The organism is Yoonia vestfoldensis SKA53, from assembly GCF_000152785.1.
Taxonomy (GTDB): Bacteria; Pseudomonadota; Alphaproteobacteria; order Rhodobacterales; family Rhodobacteraceae; genus Yoonia; species Yoonia vestfoldensis_A.
Genome location: NZ_CH672414.1, coordinates 2,669,350 through 2,687,542, shown reverse-complemented (window position 1 = coordinate 2,687,542; position 18,193 = coordinate 2,669,350). Strand labels below are relative to the sequence as shown.

At 58.3% G+C, this 18,193-nt stretch carries 30 protein-coding genes; 2 read left to right on the top strand and 28 right to left on the bottom strand.

The features are described from left to right. Positions 1-50: 50 nt before the first annotated feature. The 23 genes from SKA53_RS13075 to rpmC form a co-directional block, all read right to left on the bottom strand. Positions 51-776, bottom strand: coding sequence for an ATP12 family chaperone protein (locus SKA53_RS13075; RefSeq protein ID WP_007206637.1), 726 nt, complete (start codon positions 774-776; stop codon positions 51-53). Beyond that, the gene (locus tag SKA53_RS13070; protein ID WP_007206636.1) at positions 773-1,450 is read right to left on the bottom strand and encodes an HAD-IA family hydrolase; all 678 of its coding nucleotides are present in this window, start codon (positions 1,448-1,450) and stop codon (positions 773-775) included. The genes SKA53_RS13075 and SKA53_RS13070 overlap by 4 nt, the downstream gene beginning before the upstream one ends. Next, the gene (locus SKA53_RS13065) at positions 1,443-2,498 is read right to left on the bottom strand and encodes an RluA family pseudouridine synthase (RefSeq protein WP_007206635.1); all 1,056 of its coding nucleotides are present in this window, start codon (positions 2,496-2,498) and stop codon (positions 1,443-1,445) included. Before SKA53_RS13065 ends, SKA53_RS13070 begins: the two co-directional genes overlap by 8 nt. Continuing rightward, entirely contained in the window at positions 2,495-2,854 is a 360-nt protein-coding gene (gene crcB / locus SKA53_RS13060) for a fluoride efflux transporter CrcB (RefSeq protein ID WP_007206634.1), read from the bottom strand. The genes SKA53_RS13065 and crcB overlap by 4 nt, the downstream gene beginning before the upstream one ends. Positions 2,855-2,885: 31 nt before the next feature. Beyond that, complete coding sequence (locus SKA53_RS13055) at positions 2,886-4,196, bottom strand: replication-associated recombination protein A (protein WP_007206633.1); 1,311 nt, start codon at positions 4,194-4,196, stop codon at positions 2,886-2,888. A gap of 85 nt (positions 4,197-4,281) precedes the next feature. Further along, a complete protein-coding gene (gene rplQ, locus SKA53_RS13050) occupies positions 4,282-4,701 on the bottom strand; it encodes a 50S ribosomal protein L17 (RefSeq protein ID WP_007206632.1) in 420 nt (139 codons plus the stop codon). A gap of 184 nt (positions 4,702-4,885) precedes the next feature. Beyond that, positions 4,886-5,902 (bottom strand): DNA-directed RNA polymerase subunit alpha, encoded by a 1,017-nt coding sequence (locus SKA53_RS13045; protein ID WP_007206631.1) that lies wholly within the window; start codon positions 5,900-5,902, stop codon positions 4,886-4,888. Positions 5,903-6,016: 114 nt separating this feature from the next. Then, complete coding sequence (gene rpsK / locus SKA53_RS13040) at positions 6,017-6,406, bottom strand: 30S ribosomal protein S11 (protein WP_007206630.1); 390 nt, start codon at positions 6,404-6,406, stop codon at positions 6,017-6,019. A gap of 13 nt (positions 6,407-6,419) precedes the next feature. After that, positions 6,420-6,788, bottom strand: coding sequence for a 30S ribosomal protein S13 (gene rpsM / locus SKA53_RS13035; RefSeq protein WP_040482983.1), 369 nt, complete (start codon positions 6,786-6,788; stop codon positions 6,420-6,422). A gap of 200 nt (positions 6,789-6,988) precedes the next feature. Further along, positions 6,989-7,567: an adenylate kinase gene (locus tag SKA53_RS13030; RefSeq protein ID WP_007206628.1), complete on the bottom strand. Its 579-nt coding sequence runs from the start codon at positions 7,565-7,567 to the stop codon at positions 6,989-6,991. Then, positions 7,564-8,925: a preprotein translocase subunit SecY gene (secY, locus tag SKA53_RS13025; protein ID WP_040482982.1), complete on the bottom strand. Its 1,362-nt coding sequence runs from the start codon at positions 8,923-8,925 to the stop codon at positions 7,564-7,566. The genes SKA53_RS13030 and secY overlap by 4 nt, the downstream gene beginning before the upstream one ends. 105 nt (positions 8,926-9,030) lie before the next feature. Further along, positions 9,031-9,519, bottom strand: a complete 489-nt coding sequence (gene rplO, locus SKA53_RS13020; RefSeq protein ID WP_007206626.1) for a 50S ribosomal protein L15 — start codon at positions 9,517-9,519, stop codon at positions 9,031-9,033. A 267-nt stretch (positions 9,520-9,786) separates the two neighbouring features. Further along, positions 9,787-9,975, bottom strand: coding sequence for a 50S ribosomal protein L30 (gene rpmD / locus SKA53_RS13015; RefSeq protein ID WP_007206625.1), 189 nt, complete (start codon positions 9,973-9,975; stop codon positions 9,787-9,789). Positions 9,976-9,978: 3 nt separating this feature from the next. Beyond that, entirely contained in the window at positions 9,979-10,563 is a 585-nt protein-coding gene (rpsE, locus tag SKA53_RS13010) for a 30S ribosomal protein S5 (RefSeq protein ID WP_007206624.1), read from the bottom strand. 126 nt (positions 10,564-10,689) lie between these two features. Beyond that, the gene (gene rplR / locus SKA53_RS13005) at positions 10,690-11,055 is read right to left on the bottom strand and encodes a 50S ribosomal protein L18 (protein WP_007206623.1); all 366 of its coding nucleotides are present in this window, start codon (positions 11,053-11,055) and stop codon (positions 10,690-10,692) included. Between the two features lie 11 nt (positions 11,056-11,066). After that, entirely contained in the window at positions 11,067-11,600 is a 534-nt protein-coding gene (rplF, locus tag SKA53_RS13000; protein ID WP_007206622.1) for a 50S ribosomal protein L6, read from the bottom strand. 9 nt (positions 11,601-11,609) lie between these two features. Then, complete coding sequence (gene rpsH / locus SKA53_RS12995; protein WP_007206621.1) at positions 11,610-12,002, bottom strand: 30S ribosomal protein S8; 393 nt, start codon at positions 12,000-12,002, stop codon at positions 11,610-11,612. Positions 12,003-12,014: 12 nt separating this feature from the next. Further along, positions 12,015-12,320, bottom strand: a complete 306-nt coding sequence (gene rpsN, locus SKA53_RS12990; RefSeq protein ID WP_040482981.1) for a 30S ribosomal protein S14 — start codon at positions 12,318-12,320, stop codon at positions 12,015-12,017. Between the two features lie 20 nt (positions 12,321-12,340). Next, complete coding sequence (gene rplE, locus SKA53_RS12985; protein WP_007206619.1) at positions 12,341-12,904, bottom strand: 50S ribosomal protein L5; 564 nt, start codon at positions 12,902-12,904, stop codon at positions 12,341-12,343. Continuing rightward, the gene (gene rplX / locus SKA53_RS12980) at positions 12,904-13,209 is read right to left on the bottom strand and encodes a 50S ribosomal protein L24 (protein ID WP_007206618.1); all 306 of its coding nucleotides are present in this window, start codon (positions 13,207-13,209) and stop codon (positions 12,904-12,906) included. The genes rplE and rplX overlap by 1 nt, the downstream gene beginning before the upstream one ends. A gap of 2 nt (positions 13,210-13,211) precedes the next feature. After that, positions 13,212-13,580 (bottom strand): 50S ribosomal protein L14, encoded by a 369-nt coding sequence (rplN, locus tag SKA53_RS12975; protein WP_007206617.1) that lies wholly within the window; start codon positions 13,578-13,580, stop codon positions 13,212-13,214. Positions 13,581-13,659: 79 nt separating this feature from the next. Further along, positions 13,660-13,890 (bottom strand): 30S ribosomal protein S17, encoded by a 231-nt coding sequence (gene rpsQ, locus SKA53_RS12970; protein WP_007206616.1) that lies wholly within the window; start codon positions 13,888-13,890, stop codon positions 13,660-13,662. Positions 13,891-13,894: 4 nt separating this feature from the next. Further along, a complete protein-coding gene (rpmC, locus tag SKA53_RS12965; protein WP_007206615.1) occupies positions 13,895-14,101 on the bottom strand; it encodes a 50S ribosomal protein L29 in 207 nt (68 codons plus the stop codon). A 207-nt stretch (positions 14,102-14,308) separates the two neighbouring features. Here rpmC and SKA53_RS12960 point away from each other — a divergent pair, with 207 nt between their 5' ends. Beyond that, the gene (locus SKA53_RS12960) at positions 14,309-14,929 is read left to right on the top strand and encodes a 2OG-Fe(II) oxygenase family protein (RefSeq protein WP_007206614.1); all 621 of its coding nucleotides are present in this window, start codon (positions 14,309-14,311) and stop codon (positions 14,927-14,929) included. A gap of 113 nt (positions 14,930-15,042) precedes the next feature. Continuing rightward, positions 15,043-15,222 carry a hypothetical protein gene (locus tag SKA53_RS12955; protein WP_007206613.1) on the top strand — a complete coding sequence of 60 codons (180 nt, stop codon included), beginning with the start codon at positions 15,043-15,045 and terminating at the stop codon, positions 15,220-15,222. Between the two features lie 103 nt (positions 15,223-15,325). Here SKA53_RS12955 and rplP read toward each other — a convergent pair whose 3' ends face one another. From rplP to rplB, 5 genes are read right to left on the bottom strand one after another with little or no spacing between them, the layout of a single operon-like run. Then, positions 15,326-15,739: a 50S ribosomal protein L16 gene (gene rplP, locus SKA53_RS12950; RefSeq protein WP_007206612.1), complete on the bottom strand. Its 414-nt coding sequence runs from the start codon at positions 15,737-15,739 to the stop codon at positions 15,326-15,328. 12 nt (positions 15,740-15,751) lie between these two features. Next, the gene (gene rpsC / locus SKA53_RS12945) at positions 15,752-16,468 is read right to left on the bottom strand and encodes a 30S ribosomal protein S3 (RefSeq protein WP_007206611.1); all 717 of its coding nucleotides are present in this window, start codon (positions 16,466-16,468) and stop codon (positions 15,752-15,754) included. Then, positions 16,468-16,848, bottom strand: coding sequence for a 50S ribosomal protein L22 (rplV, locus tag SKA53_RS12940; RefSeq protein WP_007206610.1), 381 nt, complete (start codon positions 16,846-16,848; stop codon positions 16,468-16,470). Before rplV ends, rpsC begins: the two co-directional genes overlap by 1 nt. A gap of 3 nt (positions 16,849-16,851) precedes the next feature. Continuing rightward, the gene (rpsS, locus tag SKA53_RS12935) at positions 16,852-17,130 is read right to left on the bottom strand and encodes a 30S ribosomal protein S19 (protein WP_007206609.1); all 279 of its coding nucleotides are present in this window, start codon (positions 17,128-17,130) and stop codon (positions 16,852-16,854) included. A gap of 2 nt (positions 17,131-17,132) precedes the next feature. After that, positions 17,133-17,975 (bottom strand): 50S ribosomal protein L2, encoded by an 843-nt coding sequence (gene rplB, locus SKA53_RS12930; protein ID WP_007206608.1) that lies wholly within the window; start codon positions 17,973-17,975, stop codon positions 17,133-17,135. Positions 17,976-18,193 lie beyond the last annotated feature (218 nt).

The following is an 18,193-nucleotide window of genomic DNA, read 5'->3' as shown; positions in this document are numbered from 1 at the left end:
AGCGACGCAAATGCCCTCAAAACAGGCAATTCACAGGACAAATGCACAGATCAGTGCCACCTCTGTTCAGGGCGCGACAGATGGTAGAATCTTTCGGCATGCAAAAAGGCCGCGCGCTTGACCGCAGCGGCCGCAGCGGCATCCTCATCAACGCCCCATTGGCTGGTCTGCCAGTCCTCATCAACGCGCGACACGTCCCAGGCGCGGGCGGCGTCCAGATGGCGGCGCATCACGGCAAAAGCCAGAATCAGCGACCCTGACAGGCTGATCAGGTCATGCGCCGCAGCAAGCCCGAAATCATCGACATAGTCCAGTTCGCGCTGCAAAATATCAAGGCTTTCAGCGGGTTGCGGCACTGGCACGACGCCTTCGCCAATGGTCAGCGTCACGCCAAGATCGCGCGCCGCCCAGTCCAGTAGCGGATCCCAAACCTGCCGCTGGCGCATGACCAACCCGTCCGGCGCGGGCGCGCGGTAACACAAAAGATCGCTGCCGCCGTATTCCGACAACAGGCCGATCACCTCGGCCCGCTGTGTGCGGACCTTATCGATCGCTGCATTGGCGCTGCGGGTCACCGGCATGGTGCGCGGATCGACAAGACCGGTCTGCGCATCCCATTCCTGCGCCACAGCTTCGGCCAAGGGCAGGGTCGGCACGATCAATGCGGCCTTGGCCGGTGTTTTCACCGGACGGCCGTCCAAAGTCACGGTAAAGCCGCCGTCGCAGGCCTGGGGCGTGGCGGCTTTCCAGAATCGTTTCGGTTTCCAGTCGCTCATGGGTGTGATCCGGTCAGTTGGTCGATGGCAGGCAGAAGGTTGGCAAAATCGTCGATCAGCAGATCGGGTCGCAGGCTGTCGGCATCGTGATAGCCCCAGGACACACCGATGGTGTGCACGCCCGCAGCACGCCCCATATCCATGTCAAAGGTGGTATCGCCAATCATTACGGCGGCGCGGGCATCGGTGCCAGTCTCGTTCAGCGCGGTCAGAATCATCGACGGGTTCGGCTTGGACGGGTGATCATCGGCCACCTGTTCGCTGTGGAACATGCCGCGCAACCCGTGGCGTTCCAAAATCTTGTCGAGGCCCCGCCGCGATTTGCCGGTGGCCACGGCCAGCAGCGTGTGGTCCTGCCCCGCCAATGTGTCCAGAGCCGCCCGCGCACCGGGGTAAAGCGGGCTCAGCTCGCCTTTGCCATCAGCACCGCGAAGGTGCATGTATGCATCCTTATACCCCTGAACCAAACGGGCGTGCCTGTCAGGCGGCAGATCAGGGCAAAGCCGCAGCATCGCCACGTCCAGCGACAGGCCGACAATCGACAACAGCCGCTTGCGGTCGGGCAAAACCAGCCCTTCGGCGGCAAAGGCGGCGGTCATGGCGGCGACGATCTCGGCCTGGCTGTCAACCAGCGTGCCGTCCACGTCAAAGATCACAAGGCGCAGGTCACGCATCGGGCATGTTGAACGGATCAACGGGGGCATGGCCGACGATCCAGCCCACGAAATCCCACGTGTTCTGCATATGCTCTGGCAGATCGGCGGTCAGATGCAGCGTCTTGCCGGTGGCGGGGTGTTCGATGGTCAGGCTGCGGGCATGCAGATGCATCTTGCGCCCGATCTCGCTGCCCATGCTGGCACCCCAGCCATCGCCAAGGTTTTCCTGCCCCGACCCGCCATACTTGCCATCGCCAATGATCGGATGCCCGATTTCGGCCATATGGGCGCGCAATTGATGGGTACGCCCCGTGATCGGCACCAGCGCGCACCAGGCGGCACGGCTGGCCAGCGTATCCATCACGGCATAATCGGATGTTGCGCGTTTCGCGCCTTCGGTGCTGGCAATCTCGTTTGGATGCACACAGCGCATCTTTTCATTCTCGCCGCCCTTACCGTGGCCGGGGGCCTTGACCAGCCCGTATTTGATCGTGCCTGCGCGCGGATGCGGCACACCGGCGACAGCGGCCCAGTAAATCTTGCGCGTCTCGCGGTGCTTGAGGTTCTCTGTCAATTGCTTGGCCATCATCCGCGTGCGCGCCAGCAGCAGCACGCCCGATGTGTCGCGGTCCAACCGATGCACCAGACGCGGTTTTTCGTCATAGCCGAACATCAGCGCCTCGGCCATGCCATCGACGTGGCGGGTGGTGTTGGTGCCGCCTTGGGTGGCCAAACCATGCGGTTTGTTGATCGCGATGATATGATCGTCGCGGTAGATCACGCAGGACTGGATCAGCTTTGCATCCGCCTTGGTCACACCGTGGCGGGCAAGGGTGGCGGCGGCTGCCGCCTCTTGCTCGGTCGGCAAGGGCGGGATGCGGACTTTCTGGCCAACTTCGAGCCGCGTGCTGGTTTTCACCCGTCCGCCATCGACGCGCAATTCGCCCTTGCGGCACAGCTTTTCGATGCGCCCTTGGGTCAGATGCGGGAACAGGCGGCGCAGATAGCGGTCCAGCCGCTGATCGCCGTCGTCGGGGCCGATGGTTCTGGTGTGTACACCGCTCATGTCGTCATTCCTTTGGCAAGCCACAGGCCCAATCCGCAGGCCGCAATTGATACAAATACCGACGCCAGCACATAGCTGCTCGCTGCCATGATGCGGCCCGCTTCAATCAGGCGCAACGTGTCGAGCGAGAATGTCGAAAAGGTGGTGAAGCCGCCCAGAAGGCCCATCATCACAAAGGGTATCCAGTTCTGCAATCCGCGCGCGGCCAACAATATCCAGACCAGCCCGATCAGAAATGACCCCAGCACGTTGATGACCAGCGTACCCATGGGAAATGGCACCGCCATCCCCACAAGGAAGCGCAGCACAGCGCCAATTGCCCCACCAAGAGCCACAGAGATCACAGGTATCATCATCGGCCTGCCTTGGCCTGTCGGCGCGCAGATGTCAATTCTTGCCCCGCTTGGCGCGCAATCCGGCAAAGAAATCGACGCGTTTCTTCAGCTCGCGTTCAAACCCGCGATCCACGGGCAGGTAGTAGATGCCGCGCTTCATCGTCTCGGGGAAATAGTTCTGCCCGCTGAACCCGTCCTCGGCATCGTGGTCATAGGCATAGCCTGCGCCGAACCCCTGTTCTTTCATCAACTTGGTCGGTGCGTTCATGATATGGGCAGGCGGCGGTTCGGACCCTGTCTGTTTTGCCGCCGCCAGTGCCGCCTTGTAGGCAACATAGGCAGCATTCGATTTCGGCGCGAGCGCGAGATAGGTCACCGCCTGCGCCAGCGCCAATTCACCCTCTGGCGATCCCAGCCGTTCATAGGTTTCCCAGCTTTGCAGACACACCGCCTGCGCCTGCGGATCAGCAAGGCCGATATCCTCGACCGCCATGCGCGTGATGCGGCGGGCAAGGTAACGCGGGTCTTCCCCCCCCGCCAGCATCCGCGCAAACCAGTAAAGTGCTGCATCAGGGTCCGACCCGCGCACCGATTTGTGCAATGCGGAAATCAGGTTGTAATGTTCATCGCCGGATTTGTCATATTTCACCGCGCGTTTCATCAACCGCTTGGTCAGGTCGTCACGGGTCAGTTTCGTCTCTGTCTTCCACGCCGCGACCTGTTCGATCAGGTTCAGTAGCGCGCGACCATCGCCATCGGCCATGTCCAATAGCGCCTCGCGCGCAGGGCCATCCAGCGGTAGCGCGCGCCCCATTTCCTGTTCGGCACGTTGTGCCAGCAATTCCAGATCGGCCAGCGTCAGGCGGGTCAGGATGAACACCTGCGCGCGGCTCAGCAATGCGGCGTTCAGCTCGAAACTGGGGTTTTCGGTCGTGGCGCCGACCAGCAGGATCGTGCCGTCTTCCATATAGGGCAGGAAACCGTCCTGCTGCGCCTTGTTGAACCGGTGGATTTCATCGACGAACAGCAAGGTACCTTTGCCGTTCTGGCGGCGCATCTTTGCGGCCTCGAACACTTTGCGCAGTTCCGGCACGCCGGTGAAAATAGCGCTGATCTGGACGAAATGCAGGTCGGTTTCATCCGCCAGCAACCGCGCGATCGTGGTCTTGCCCACACCGGGCGGCCCCCAGAACACCAGCGACGATAAAGACCCCGACGCCAGCATGGTCCCCAAGGGCGCATCGGTACCAAGTACCTGTTGCTGGCCGATCACCTCTGCCAGCCGCTTTGGGCGCAGCCGATCCGCCAGCGGGCGGGGGCCTGCGGGGGCGGTGTTCGGGGCGCTGTCGAACAGGTCGGGCATGGGCGGATGATAGGCTTTCCATGAAAAAGCGAAAGCCCCACCAGTCTGGCAGGGCTTTGCAAAAAATCAGATCGTGGCGGGGAAATTAATCCTCCATCGCCTCGAACTCGGCCAGACGGGCCTTGTCGGCAGCACCTTTGGCATTCACGTCGCGGTCGACGAATTCGATGATCGCCATCGGGGCCATGTCGCCATAGCGGAAACCGGCTTTCATGATGCGCACATAGCCACCGTGACGTTCGGCATAACGTGGCCCGATGATTTCAAACAGCTTGGCTGTGTGGATATCCTGCTTGAGCTGGGCATCGGCCTGACGGCGGGCATGCAGATCGCCGCGCTTGCCAAGGGTGACCAGCTTTTCGACGATACGGCGCAGTTCTTTGGCCTTGGGCAGTGTCGTCTTGATCTGTTCGTGTTCGATCAGGGCCCCTGCCATGTTGGCGAACATCGCCTTGCGGTGTTCGTGGGTCCGGTTCAGCTTGCGGTAGCCGCTTGCGTGACGCATTTGGTGTCTCCTTCAGATTTATACTTTGTCCAACGGTCTGATGCGTGCCAGCCGTATTATTGGGGCGGAATTGCCCGGGTCTTCCCCACTCGGGTGGGCATTTCGGGGTGACGCGCCCCGGACATGATCCGGGGCCTCATCGGTTTTGTGCGAGGTCCCGGATCAGGTCCGGGACGCAGATCAGTTAAAACTGATCCTCGAATTTCTTGGCCAGATCTTCGATATTGTCCGGCGGCCAATCCTCGACATCCATGCCAAGGTGCAGACCCATACCCGACAACACTTCCTTGATTTCGTTCAAGGATTTGCGGCCAAAGTTGGGGGTACGCAGCATTTCTGCTTCGGTTTTCTGGATCAGATCGCCGATATAAACGATGTTGTCGTTCTTGAGGCAGTTTGCCGAACGCACGGACAGTTCCAGCTCGTCCACCTTTTTGAGCAACAGCGGGTTGAATTCCAGCCCGTCATCATCGGAACCGGCAGAGGCCGATTCAGGCTCGTCAAAGTTGACGAAGATCGACAGCTGGTCCTGCAGGATACGCGCTGCATAGGCCACAGCATCGTCAGGCGACAGCGACCCGTCGGTTTCCACCTTCATCGTCAGCTTGTCATAATCCAGCACCTGACCTTCGCGGGTCGGCTGGACATCATAAGACACCTTTTTCACCGGCGAAAAAATCGCATCGATGACGATCATGCCGATGGGGGCATCTTCAGGCTTGTTCTTGTCAGCGGCAACATAGCCTTTGCCGGTGTTGACCGTCAGTTCCATGTAAAGATCGGCACCATCATCAAGGTGGCAGATCACATGGTCCTTGTTCAGGATCTCGATACCCGCAGTTTCCGAAATATCAGCGGCCGTCACAACGCCTGGGCCTTTGGCCTGTACGGACAGACGCTTGGGTCCTTCGACTTCCATACGGATGGCGACGCCCTTGAGGTTCAGCACGATGTCGGTGACGTCTTCACGCACGCCCGGCACGGACGAAAATTCATGCAGCACGTTGTCGATCTGCACGGCCGTGATGGCAGCACCTTGCAGCGACGACATCAGGATGCGGCGCAGCGCGTTGCCCAAGGTCAGACCAAAGCCGCGTTCCAGCGGTTCGGCGACCATCGTCGCTTGACGCATCGGGTCATTGCCCGGCTTGACGTCCAACTGCATCGGCTTGATCAATTCAGCCCAGTTTTTGTGGATCATATGTCCCTCCATCCTTGTTTGCCTTCATGTCCAAAAAGGCAAACGCCCGAGGTTTCAAAATGACGGATTGGGGCCGTGCAAAAAGATGCACGACCCCAATGCGTTCGGAGTGGTTTAGACGCGGCGGCGCTTTGGCGGGCGGCAGCCGTTGTGCGCCATCGGGGTCACATCACGGATCGAGGTGATGTTGAAACCGGCAGCAGCCAGCGCGCGCAATGCGGATTCACGGCCGGAACCGGGCCCCTGCACTTCGACTTCCAGCGTCTTGACGCCGTGGTCTTGTGCTTTCTTGCCCGCATCTTCAGCAGCCATCTGGGCTGCATAAGGCGTCGATTTCCGCGATCCTTTGAAACCCATCGTGCCAGCGGACGACCATGCGATCGCATTGCCCTGCACGTCAGAAATCAGGATCTTGGTGTTGTTGAACGAAGAATTCACATGAGCAACGCCGGCGGCGATGTTCTTGGAAACCTTCTTTTTGGTGCGTTTGGTATCGCGTGCCATCTGTCAGGTCCCCTTATTTCTTCTTGCCAGCAATGGCCTTTGCAGGGCCTTTGCGAGTGCGCGCGTTGGTGTGGGTCCGCTGACCACGCACCGGCAGGTTGCGACGGTGACGCAGGCCACGGTAGCAGCCAAGGTCCATCAAACGCTTAATGTTCATCTGTGTCTCACGGCGCAGGTCACCTTCGACGGTGAGGTTTGCGTCAATGAATTCACGGATCGTCAGAATCTCTGCATCCGACAGATCGTTCACGCGGCGGGCGCGGTCGATGTTGGTTGCTTCGCAGATCTGTTCGGCAATGGCGGGGCCAATACCAGTGATATATGTCAAGGCGATTGGAACCCGCTTTGCAGTCGGGATGTTGACGCCGGCAATACGTGCCACGTTTGGTATTCCTTTTCGTTGCGGGTCCGTGATGCCAGACCCTTTTTTCACAACGTAAGCCCGGAGCATAAGGCACCGGGCTGCGTCATATCAGGTAAACCGCAGGATGAAGGGTGCGACCCCGCACCTGCGCATTGATTCCCTTGCGGGATGGCGCTGTTTAGGGGCCAACGCCCGCAGCGTCAATAGACCGCAAGCGTTCAGCCAAGGACCGCTGCGATGCTGTCGGCAACCACGTCCACGCTTGCCAGCCCGTCAAGCGATGTCAGATCGCCCTTGGCATGGTAATAGCCGATCAGCGGGCTGGTCTGTTTGTAATAGGCCAACAGACGCGTGCGCAGACTGTCGGCGTTATCATCAGCGCGGGCTTGGCCACCGGATGCAACCGTTTCGGCAGCGCGTCCCAGCACACGTTCGACCAGCACGTCATCATTGACCTGCAATTCGATCACGTGATCAAGGCTCTGACCCATTTCCGCCAGCAAATCGCCAAGGGCATCCGCCTGCGCCAAAGTGCGCGGAAAGCCGTCAAAGATGAAACCGCCGTGATCGCCGCCAGTTTCAAGCTGTTCGCGGATCAGACCGATCACGATTTCATCGGTGACCAATTCGCCCCGGTCCATAACGGCGGCGACGGTTTTACCCATCGCGGTGCCGCTGGTCCGCGCCGCGCGCAGCATATCTCCGGTGCTGAGCTGGATCATGTTACGATCGTCTACCAGCTTACGGGCCTGTGTGCCTTTGCCAGCGCCCGGTGGTCCAAGCAGAATGATGTTCATCGGCGCGACGGGCCTTTTTTCTTGGTCGTGCTGCGTTTGCCGCGCAGCTGCGATTTTTCGATAAGCCCCTCGTATTGATGGGCAACAAGATGTGACTGCACCTGCTGGATCGTATCCATGCCAACCGACACGATGATCAGCACGGATGTGCCGCCGAAATAGAACGGGATCGACAATTCAGCGCGGATGATTTCGGGCAGCAAGGCGACCAGCGCCAGATACCCCGACCCCAGCACCAGAATGCGCGTGACCACGTAATCCAGATATTCCTCGGTCCGTTTGCCGGGGCGGATGCCAGGCACAAAACCGTTCTGGTTCTTGAGGTTCTCGGCCACATCCTCGGTCTTGAAGGCAACTTCGCGGGTGTAGAAATAGGTGAAGAACACGATCATGCCGCCGAAAAAGATCAGGTACAGCGGTTGACCCGGACCAAACAGCGCCAGAATGGTGGACATGACAGGCCCGCTGGTCCCACCGCTGAAGGTGCTGATCGTGGTCGGCAGCAACAGCAAGGCGGATGCAAAGATTGCCGGGATGACGCCCGCAGGGTTCACCTTGATCGGCAGGTGGCTGGATGATCCGTCATAGATTTTCATACCACGCTGCTGGCGGGGATATTGGATATGGATCTTGCGCAATGACCGTTCCATAAACACCACGAAGGTCAGCACCACGATCACCATCAACAGGATACCGATGATCACGAAGGGGCTGATCGCGCCGGTCCGGCCCTGGCTAAGGAATTGCGCAAGCGCGGCAGGAATTTCCGCAATGATCCCGACGAAGATGATCAGCGAAATACCGTTGCCGATACCGCGCGCGGTGATCTGTTCACCCAGCCACATCAGGAACATGGTCCCGCCGACGATGGTAATCACGCAAGCCGCGCGGAAAAAGAACCCCGGGTCAGAGGCCAGGCCGCCTGCTTCGAGACTGACGGCAAGGCCGTAAGCCTGCGCCGTCGCCAGCACAACAGTGCCGTAACGGGTATATTGGTTCAGCTTGCGGCGGCCTGCCTCGCCCTCTTTCTTGAGGTTCTTCAGCGGTTCCCACATGGAGCCCAGCAACTGCATAACAATCGACGCCGAGATGTAAGGCATGATCCCCAGCGTAAAGATCGCCATCCGCGACAATGCACCACCGGTGAACATCGACAGGATGCCGCCAATGCCGGCCTGTGCATCTTCCATGAATTGCTGCAGGGCAATGCCATCAATCCCGGGAACCGGAATAAAGGTGCCCAGACGATAGATCATTAACAGACCAATCGTAAAAAGGATGCGTTGGCGCAGTTCAGTTGCCTTGCCAAAGGCGCTCCAACTGACGTTGGCTGCCATTTGCTCTGCTGCAGAAGCCATGTGAGTCTCTTTTCATGATAAACGCCGCTGAACGGTTCCCCGATCAGCGGCGTTTGGGAAAACTTGCAAGATCATCTAAGCGACGGTGTCGCCGCTCACAAGGTCTTACTCAGCCGCTGCCGATGTCTTGACTGCCGATGGTTTGACGGTCAGTGAACCGCCCGCCTTGGCCACGGCATCAACCGCACCCTGCGACGCGCCCGTGACGCTGATCGTGGCTTTGGATGTGAATTCACCCTTGGCCAGAACGCGGATACCGTCTTTTTTGCGACGGACCAGACCGGAGGCGATCAGCGCGTCTTCGGTGATGTCGGCCTTGATGTCGATCTTGCCTTCGTCGATGAATTTCTGGATCAGGCCAAGGTTCACAACCGAGAATGCCTTGCGGTTTGGCTTGTTAAAGCCGCGCTTTGGCAGACGCTGGTACAAAGGCATCTGGCCGCCTTCATAGCCCTTGATCGCCACGCCCGAGCGGGATTTCTGACCCTTGATACCACGGCCACCGGTCTTACCCATGCCGGAACCTGGGCCACGGCCAATGCGTTTTTTACGCTGGGTGGCGCCTGGGTTGTCGGAAAGTTCATTCAGTTTCATGTCGCTTCTCCTTTTGCCGGAACTGGCCCCCAGCGACGGGAGTGGCCAAACACGGCGTTACAATCGAGTCGGACCAAAGGTGCCGACTTGCGGCGTATAAACGCGGGGCCGGGGTTGGTCAAGGAAGGTTCAGGCTTTGCCGGTGATCGGCTTATGGCCGGTGTACAGCATGAAAGTTTGCGCAGACCCAAACAAAAACGCCCCCGGGTTTCCCGAGGGCGTTCTTTGACTGTTGTAAGGTGGATCGTGATCCACCTTACCTGTGTCTTAGCCGCGCTCTTCGATGATCGCGACGAGATGGGGGATGCTGTTGACCATGCCGCGGACGGAAGGCGTGTCTTCCAGTTCCTTGGTACGGTTCATTTTGTTCAGGCCCAGACCAATCAGCGTGGCACGCTGTTTTTCAGGGCGACGGATCGGAGAGCCGATCTGCTTGACGACGATGGTTTTTGCCATGGTTTAAGCCTCCTCGGCGACTTGTGCGGATGTATCGGCTGCATCTTCCCGCTTGGGCAGAATGTCAGCAACCTTTTTACCACGACGCTGAGCCACGTTGCGCGGCGATTGCTCTTTTTGCAGGCCGTCCATCGTAGCGCGGATCATGTTGTAAGGGTTCTGCGAACCGATCGACTTGGACACGACGTCCTGCACGCCCAGCATCTCGAACACGGCGCGCATTGGACCACCGGCGATGATACCAGTACCGGCTGGTGCCGACCGCATCACGACGCGACCGGCGCCATGGCGACCTTCGATGTCATGGTGCAGGGTACGGCCATCACGCAGGGCGACGCGGATCATCTGGCGTTTCGCCTGTTCGGTCGCCTTGCGGATCGCTTCTGGGACTTCTTTGGCTTTGCCTTTGCCGAAACCGACGCGGCCTTTTTGGTCACCTACGACGACAAGCGCGGCAAAGCCGAAACGCTTACCACCTTTGACGGTCTTGGACACGCGGTTGATGGCGACCAGACGATCGGCAAACTCGGGTGCTTGTTCTTCACGGGGGCGACGGTTGCCACCCCGGTTGTTATCACGTTCTGCCATAGCTGGCGTCCTTATCTTCTTGCCCGAGGGCGTTGTCCAATCGCGGTCAGAGCCGGATCATCGAGGGTGCGCCTCAGGCACACCCTGCCGTGCTGCGTAGGGTGCGCATTCCTGCGCACCACCACATTAGATCTTCAACCCAGCTTCGCGGGCTGCATCGGCAAGGGCTTTGATCTTGCCGTGGAACAGAAAACCGCCACGGTCGAAATAAGCCTGTTCGATGCCTGCAGCCTTGGCGCGGGCTGCAATAGCAGCACCCACCTTGGCAGCGGCGTCGACATTGTTCTTGCCGACAACGCCCAGATCTTTTTCGAGCGATGATGCCGACGCAAGCGTCACGCCGTTCACATCGTCGATCAGCTGGACGCTGATGTTCTTGTTGCTGCGATGAACCGACAGACGCGCGCGCCCTTGGTTCGCGGTCACGCCGCGCAGTTTGTTCCGAACGCGCATACGGCGCTTCAGAAACAGTGTTCTTTTGCTGTTTGCCATTTGTGCGTTCCTTACTTCTTCTTGCCTTCTTTGCGGAAGATGAATTCGCCTTTGTACCTGATGCCCTTGCCTTTATACGGCTCGGGTTTGCGCCATTCACGGATATTCGCCGCGACCTGGCCAACAAGCTGCTGGTCGATCCCTTCCACGATGATTTCAGTCTGCTTTGGGGCTGTCACAATGACGCCGGCCGGCACTTCGAAGTTCACATCATGGCTATAGCCCAACGCCAGCTTCAGGGTGTTGCCCTGCATCGTGGCGCGATAACCCACACCAGTGATTTCAAGTTCTTTCTTGAAACCGCTGGTCACGCCGGTCACCAGATTTTCAACCTGGCTGCGCGACATGCCCCACTGCTGGCGCGCCCGCTTGGACGTGCCGCGTGGCTTGACGGTGACAACATTGCCATCAACGGTGATGGTGACATCGTCAGTCGCCTTGAAGGTGCGGATGCCCTTTGGGCCTTTGACTTCCACGGTTTGACCGGACACCGACGCAGTGACGCCAGAGGGCAGCTCAACCGGTTTTTTACCAATACGAGACATGTTTTCCCCTTAGAACACTGTGCAAAGCACTTCGCCGCCAATTTTGGCCGCCCGTGCATTCGCGTCCGTCATCACACCCTTGGAGGTGGAGACAATCGACACACCCAGGCCCTGACGGACGGAAGGGAGGTCATTGGCGCCCAGATATACGCGACGACCAGGTTTCGAAACCCGTTTCACTTCGCGAATGACTGGTGTGCCTTCGTAATATTTCAGTTCGATATTGAAAGCAGGATGGCCGTCTTTGCCGTCCTTCTTTGCGTAACCGCGGATGTAGCCTTCTGCGACCAGCACGTCCAACACCCAAGCGCGCAGTTTCGACGCCGGTGTTTCCACCGCTGCCTTACCGCGCATCTGGCCGTTACGGATGCGTGTCAGCATATCACCGATAGGATCGTTCATATCAAATTCTCCTTACCAGCTCGACTTGACCATGCCGGGGATTTCGCCATTGGAACCAAGGTTCCGCAGCGCGATCCGGCTGATCTTGAGTTTGCGGTAATAGGCATGTGGACGCCCGGTGAGCTGGCAACGGTTGTGCAGACGCACAGCCGAGGAATTGCGCGGCAGTTTTGCAAGTTGCATCGTCGCCTTAAAACGCTCTTCGACCGGCTTGGACTGGTCGTTGATGATTGCCTTCAGCGCCGCACGCTTTACAGCATATTGCGCCACCAGCTTTTCGCGCTTCTTCTCGCGCTCGATCATGGATTTCTTAGCCATTTGTCAAATCTCCCTAACGCTTAGCTGTTGAATGGCATGTTGAAGAGCTTCAACAATGCCTTTGCTTCAGCGTCAGTGTTCGCTGTGGTGCAGATAACGATGTCCATTCCCCACATCTCATCGATCTTGTCGAAGTTGATTTCGGGAAATACGATATGTTCCTTCAGGCCGGTGGCATAGTTGCCGCGACCATCAAAGGACTTACCAGAGACACCACGAAAGTCGCGGATACGGGGCATGGCGACCGTGATCAGGCGATCAAGGAATTCATACATCCGGTCACCGCGCAGGGTGACTTTCGCGCCCAATGGCATGTCTTCACGCACGCGGAAACCAGCGATGGATTTCTTGGCCTTCGTGGTCATTGCTTTTTGACCGGCGATGGTTGTCAGGTCTTCCTGTGCGGATTTGGCTTTCTTGCTGTCACGGACAGCTTCTGCGCCACAGCCGATGTTCAGGACGATCTTGTCCAGACGCGGGATCTGCATTTCGTTCTTGTAGCCGAATTCTTCCTTCATCGCAGCGCGAATGCGGGAAACATAATCGGCCTTCAGGCGGGGGGTGTAGTTTGCAGCGTCAAGCATCAGATCACATCCCCTGTCGTCTTGGCGAAGCGCACTTTGTTTTCGCCGTCCATGCGGAAACCAACGCGGGTCGGTTTGCCATTCTTGTCAACGATCGCCAGGTTCGACAGCTGGATCGGCATCGCTTTTGGCGTGCGGCCACCCTGTGTTGTCTGGGATTGTTTCTGGTGACGGATCGCCATGTTGATACCATCAACAACGGCTTTGCCGGACTTTGGATCAACGGCAGCAATCGTGCCCTTCATCCCTTTGTCTTTGCCGGCAAGAACGATCACGTCGTCGCCTTTACGGAGTTTCGCAGCCATGGTTACAGCACCTCCGGAGCAAGCGAGATGATTTTCATGAAGTTCTTTGCGCGCAGCTCGCGAACAACTGGCCCGAAGATACGGGTGCCGACAGGCTCGTTGTTGTTGTTGAGGATGACAGCGGCGTTGCTGTCAAAGCGGATGGCGGTACCATCTTCGCGGAACACTTCTTTGGCGGTGCGCACGACGACGGCCTTACGGACATCGCCCTTTTTCACGCGACCGCGCGGGATGGCTTCTTTCACCGATACGACAATGATGTCACCGACACTTGCGTAACGACGATGGGAACCACCCAGAACCTTGATGCACTGAACACGGCGAGCGCCGCTGTTGTCAGCTACATCCAGATTGGTCTGCATCTGGATCATTTGGTTTCCTTCCGACCTTTGGGGAATTTCCGATTTCCGACCGGAGCCCCAGGGTTTCGTTGAACTGTTGGGTTACTGCTTAAGAAGCAATAACTTCCCAGCGTTTGGTTTTCGATTTTGGCGCACATTCCTGAATACGGACCTGGTCACCAACGTTGAATGCGTTGTTTTCGTCGTGCGCCCGGTACTTCTTGGACTTACGGACGGTTTTCTGCAGCAATGGGTGCTTGAAACGACGCTCGACCTGAACGGTCACGGTCTGGGTGTTCTGGTTGCTTGTGACAACACCTTGAAGGATACGCTTAGGCATTCTCTTAAGCCTCCGAAGCCGCAGACGCGGCCTTTTCGTTCAGAATTGTTTTGACGCGTGCAGCATTGCGGCGTGCAGCGCGGAAACCGGCGGTGTTTTCCAACTGGCCAGTCGCCTGCTGAAAGCGCAGGTTGAACGATTCTTTTTTCAGTTTCACCAGCTCTTCACGGAGCTGATCGGGCGTTTTGGCCCGCAGTTCATTGGCATCCATGCCATTTTCCTTTTCAACATCATCGGCAGGCCGCGCAAAGCGTTACCCGATTCCCGATGGAGTGGGGGTAGAAGTGCGCCGTCTAGCCCCCATTCCGTGATAAAGCAACCCCTTGTGGCACAGCGCTTTGCGCGAATGTCGGCAATCTTGGTGCGGCTGGCGACGCCTGCTCTATACCACTCTGGGCAAAGCGGGTAAGACAGCGGCATGACCAATATCAAATCGCTGTTCGCCACCCGCCTTTATCACGCCCCGCTGTCCGCCCATGGCGCGATTGATCCGGGCGAGCTGGAAAATTCTTGCCTTGTCATCGCAGATGACGATGAGGCCGGCCAGCAATGGTGCGAAGATCAGGGCTATCCCGGTTACACATCCTATGCATCGCTGTCCGACCTGCCCTGGCGGTTTCCGATCTTCAAGGATCTGGTCGCCGTGCTGGACAAACATGTGGCGGCTTTCGTGCAGGATCTCGATTTCGATCTGGGCGACAAGACGCTCAAGCTCGAAGACATCTGGATCAACATCCTGCCCCCCGGTGGCATTCACACCGGCCATATCCATCCCCATGCGGTGATCAGCGGCACCACCTATGTGGCGATGCCCGAAGGTGCCAGCGCGATCAAATTCGAAGACCCGCGTCTGGCCATGATGATGGCCGCCCCGCCCCGCCAGAAAACCGCGCGCGAAGAATTGCGCCAGTTCGTCTATGTCGCCCCTGCCGTCGGTGACGTGTTGTTATGGGAAAGCTGGCTGCGCCACGAAGTCCCCATGAACATGGCCGAAGAAGAAGAGCGTATCAGCGTCAGCTTTAACTACGCTTGGGGTTAACTATAGATATCTTCGCGGCAGGACATCCGCGCGTTAATCTTTTGGTGTTTTGCCTATGATCGACTGACGGTCAGCGCAATGCGTCGCCAAAAGCCCGCGTGAGGAGCCTGACAATGCAACCAGATCACCGCAACACCGCAGCGGACCGCGCCGCAGAGGCGTTTTATGGGCAGTCAGACGATGCCTTTGCGAAACAAGTGCAAGAAATCTGCCGCAATGATGAACGGTTGATGCAAGTCTTCAGGCGCACGCGCGCGGCTTACCTGCAAGACCGCGGCACGCCACGCATCTGACGCGGAAACGGATCCCACCCACCCCAACCAGCAATACCAAAAAGCCCCCACCGATTTCTCGGCAGGGGCTTTGAACTTTGGCGTAGATCGGGGTTAACCCAACTTACCAGTCTTCGCGCACCACGGTGCGTGTCTTGATCGGCAGCTTCATCGCTGCAAGGCGCAGGGCCTCGCGGGCGATTTCTTCGCTGACGCCGTCGATTTCGAACATCACACGGCCTGGTTTGACCTTGCATGCCCAGAAGTCGATCGAACCTTTACCTTTACCCATACGCACTTCGATGGGCTTGGAGGTCACGGGCAGATCCGGGAAAATCCGGATCCAGACGCGGCCCTGACGCTTCATGTGACGTGTCATGGCGCGACGTGCGGCTTCGATCTGGCGTGCGGTGATCCGCTCTGGCTCGGTCGCCTTCAGACCGTAGGTGCCAAAGTTCAGGTCAGACCCGCCCTTTGCTTCACCACGAATACGGCCTTTGTGCAGCTTGCGGTGTTTCGTACGCTTTGGTTGCAGCATCTTCTCTACTCCTTACCTGTCGCGACGCGGGCCGCCAGGACCGCGCGGGATGGCGCCTTCCTGAAGCTCGGCATGTTTACGGTCGTGGCCTTGCGGGTCATGCTCCATGATCTCACCTTTGTAGATGAAGACCTTGATGCCGATGATGCCATAGGGCGTCATCGCCTCGAAAAGCGCATAGTCGATGTCCGCACGCAATGTGTGCAGCGGCACGCGACCTTCACGGTACCATTCGGTCCGCGCGATTTCAGCACCGCCCAGACGACCGGCAAGGTTGACCCGGATACCCAGGGCGCCCATGCGCATAGCGTTCTGCACAGCACGTTTCATCGCACGACGGAAAGAGACCCGGCGTTCCAGCTGCTGACCGATGGATTCAGCGACCAGCGCTGCGTCCAGTTCAGGCTTGCGGACTTCAACGATGTTGAGGTGCAATTCCGATTTGGTCAGGTTTGCCAGCTTCTGACGCAGACCTTCGATGTCTGCACCTTTCTTGCCGATGATCACACCGGGACGGGCTGCATGGATCGTGACGCGGCACTTTTTGTGCGGACGTTCGATGATCACGCGGCTGACGCCGGATTGTGCGCATTCCTTGCGGATGAACGCCTTGATCTTGAGGTCTTCCAACAAAAGATCGCCGTATTCGCGGGTATTGGCGAACCAGCGGCTGTCCCAGGTGCGGTTGACCTGAAGACGCATCCCGATTGGGTTGACTTTGTTACCCATTATGACTGCTCCTCAACTTGACGCACCTTGATGGTCAGTTCTGAAAACGGCTTGACGATCTTGCCAAAACGGCCACGCGCCCGGGGGCGGCCCCGCTTCATGATCAGGTTCTTGCCGACGTAAGCCTCCGCTACGACCAGCGCGTCAACATCCAGGTTATGGTTGTTTTCGGCATTGGCGATGGCCGACTGAAGACATTTCTTCACATCGTCCGAGATCCGCTTTTTCGAGAAAGTCAGGTCCTGCAGGGCCTTTTCAACTTTCTTGCCACGGATCAGCGCAGCAACAAGGTTCAGTTTCTGCGGGGAAGTACGCAGCATGCGCAGTTTTGCCATTGCTTCGTTATCGGCCACGCGGCGGGGATTTTTATCCTTGCTCATGGCTTATTTCCGCTTCGCTTTTTTGTCGGCGGCGTGACCATAATAGGTCCGTGTTGGCGAATATTCACCAAACTTCTGACCAATCATGTCTTCCGTGACGTTGACAGGAATGTGCTTCTTGCCGTTGTAGACCGCGAAGGTCAGGCCAACGAACTGAGGCAGGATAGTAGAACGACGCGACCAGATTTTGATCACTTCGTTGCGGCCGCTTTCGCGCGTCGCTTCTGCCTTTTTCAAGACATAGGCGTCGACGAACGGGCCTTTCCAGACGGAACGAGCCATTATTACCGACCCTTCTTCTTGGCATGACGCGAACGCACGATAAGGCGCTGCGATGCTTTGTTCTTGTTACGGGTACGGGTACCTTTGGTATCCTTACCCCATGGGGTCACAGGCGTCCGACCACCGGACGTGCGGCCTTCACCACCACCATGGGGGTGGTCGATCGGGTTCATCGCGACACCGCGCACAGATGGGCGGATGCCCTTGTGACGGTTACGACCGGCCTTACCGATGTTCTGGTTGCTGTTGTCGGGGTTCGACACAGCGCCCACAGTGGCCATGCATTCCTGACGGACCAGACGCAATTCGCCCGAAGACAGGCGGATCTGCGCATAGCCGCCATCGCGGCCAACGAACTGGGCATAGGTGCCGGCTGCACGGGCGATCTGGCCGCCTTTACCTGCCTTGAGTTCGATGTTGTGGACGATTGTCCCGATGGGCATGCCCGAGAAAGGCATCGCGTTGCCCGGCTTGATGTCAGCCTTGGCCGAGGCGATGACCTTGTCACCGATCGCCAGACGCTGCGGCGCCAGAATATAGGTCTGGGTGCCGTCTTCGTACTGGATCAGCGCAATGAATGCTGTCCGGTTCGGATCGTATTCGATACGTGCGACAACAGCCTGCATGTCCAGCTTGTTGCGCTTGAAATCGACGATGCGGTAAAGACGCTTTGCGCCCCCACCAATGCGACGCATTGTGATCCGTCCGGTGTTGTTCCGTCCGCCCGATTTCGTCAGACCCTCTGTGAGGGCCTTGACAGGGCGACCTTTCCAAAGCTCCGAACGGTCGATCAGCACCAGCCCGCGCTGGCCTGGCGTCGTCGGTTTGTACGACTTTAATGCCATGTTAGCTTCTTCCGTTTGCTTGGCGTCCCGGACAGGTCCGGGACTATGGTTTACAGGGCCCCGAAGGTCCCCAAGTGAAGGGTTGTCGGGGTGAACCCCGACCTACGTTTGCCGGGGTAAACCCTGGCCTGCGCATAAGACACAAGGCCCCGGAACGAATCCGAGGCCGTGATTGCTGGCGTATAGCGGGGAGGTCGGGGGGTGGCAAGAGGTAGGGT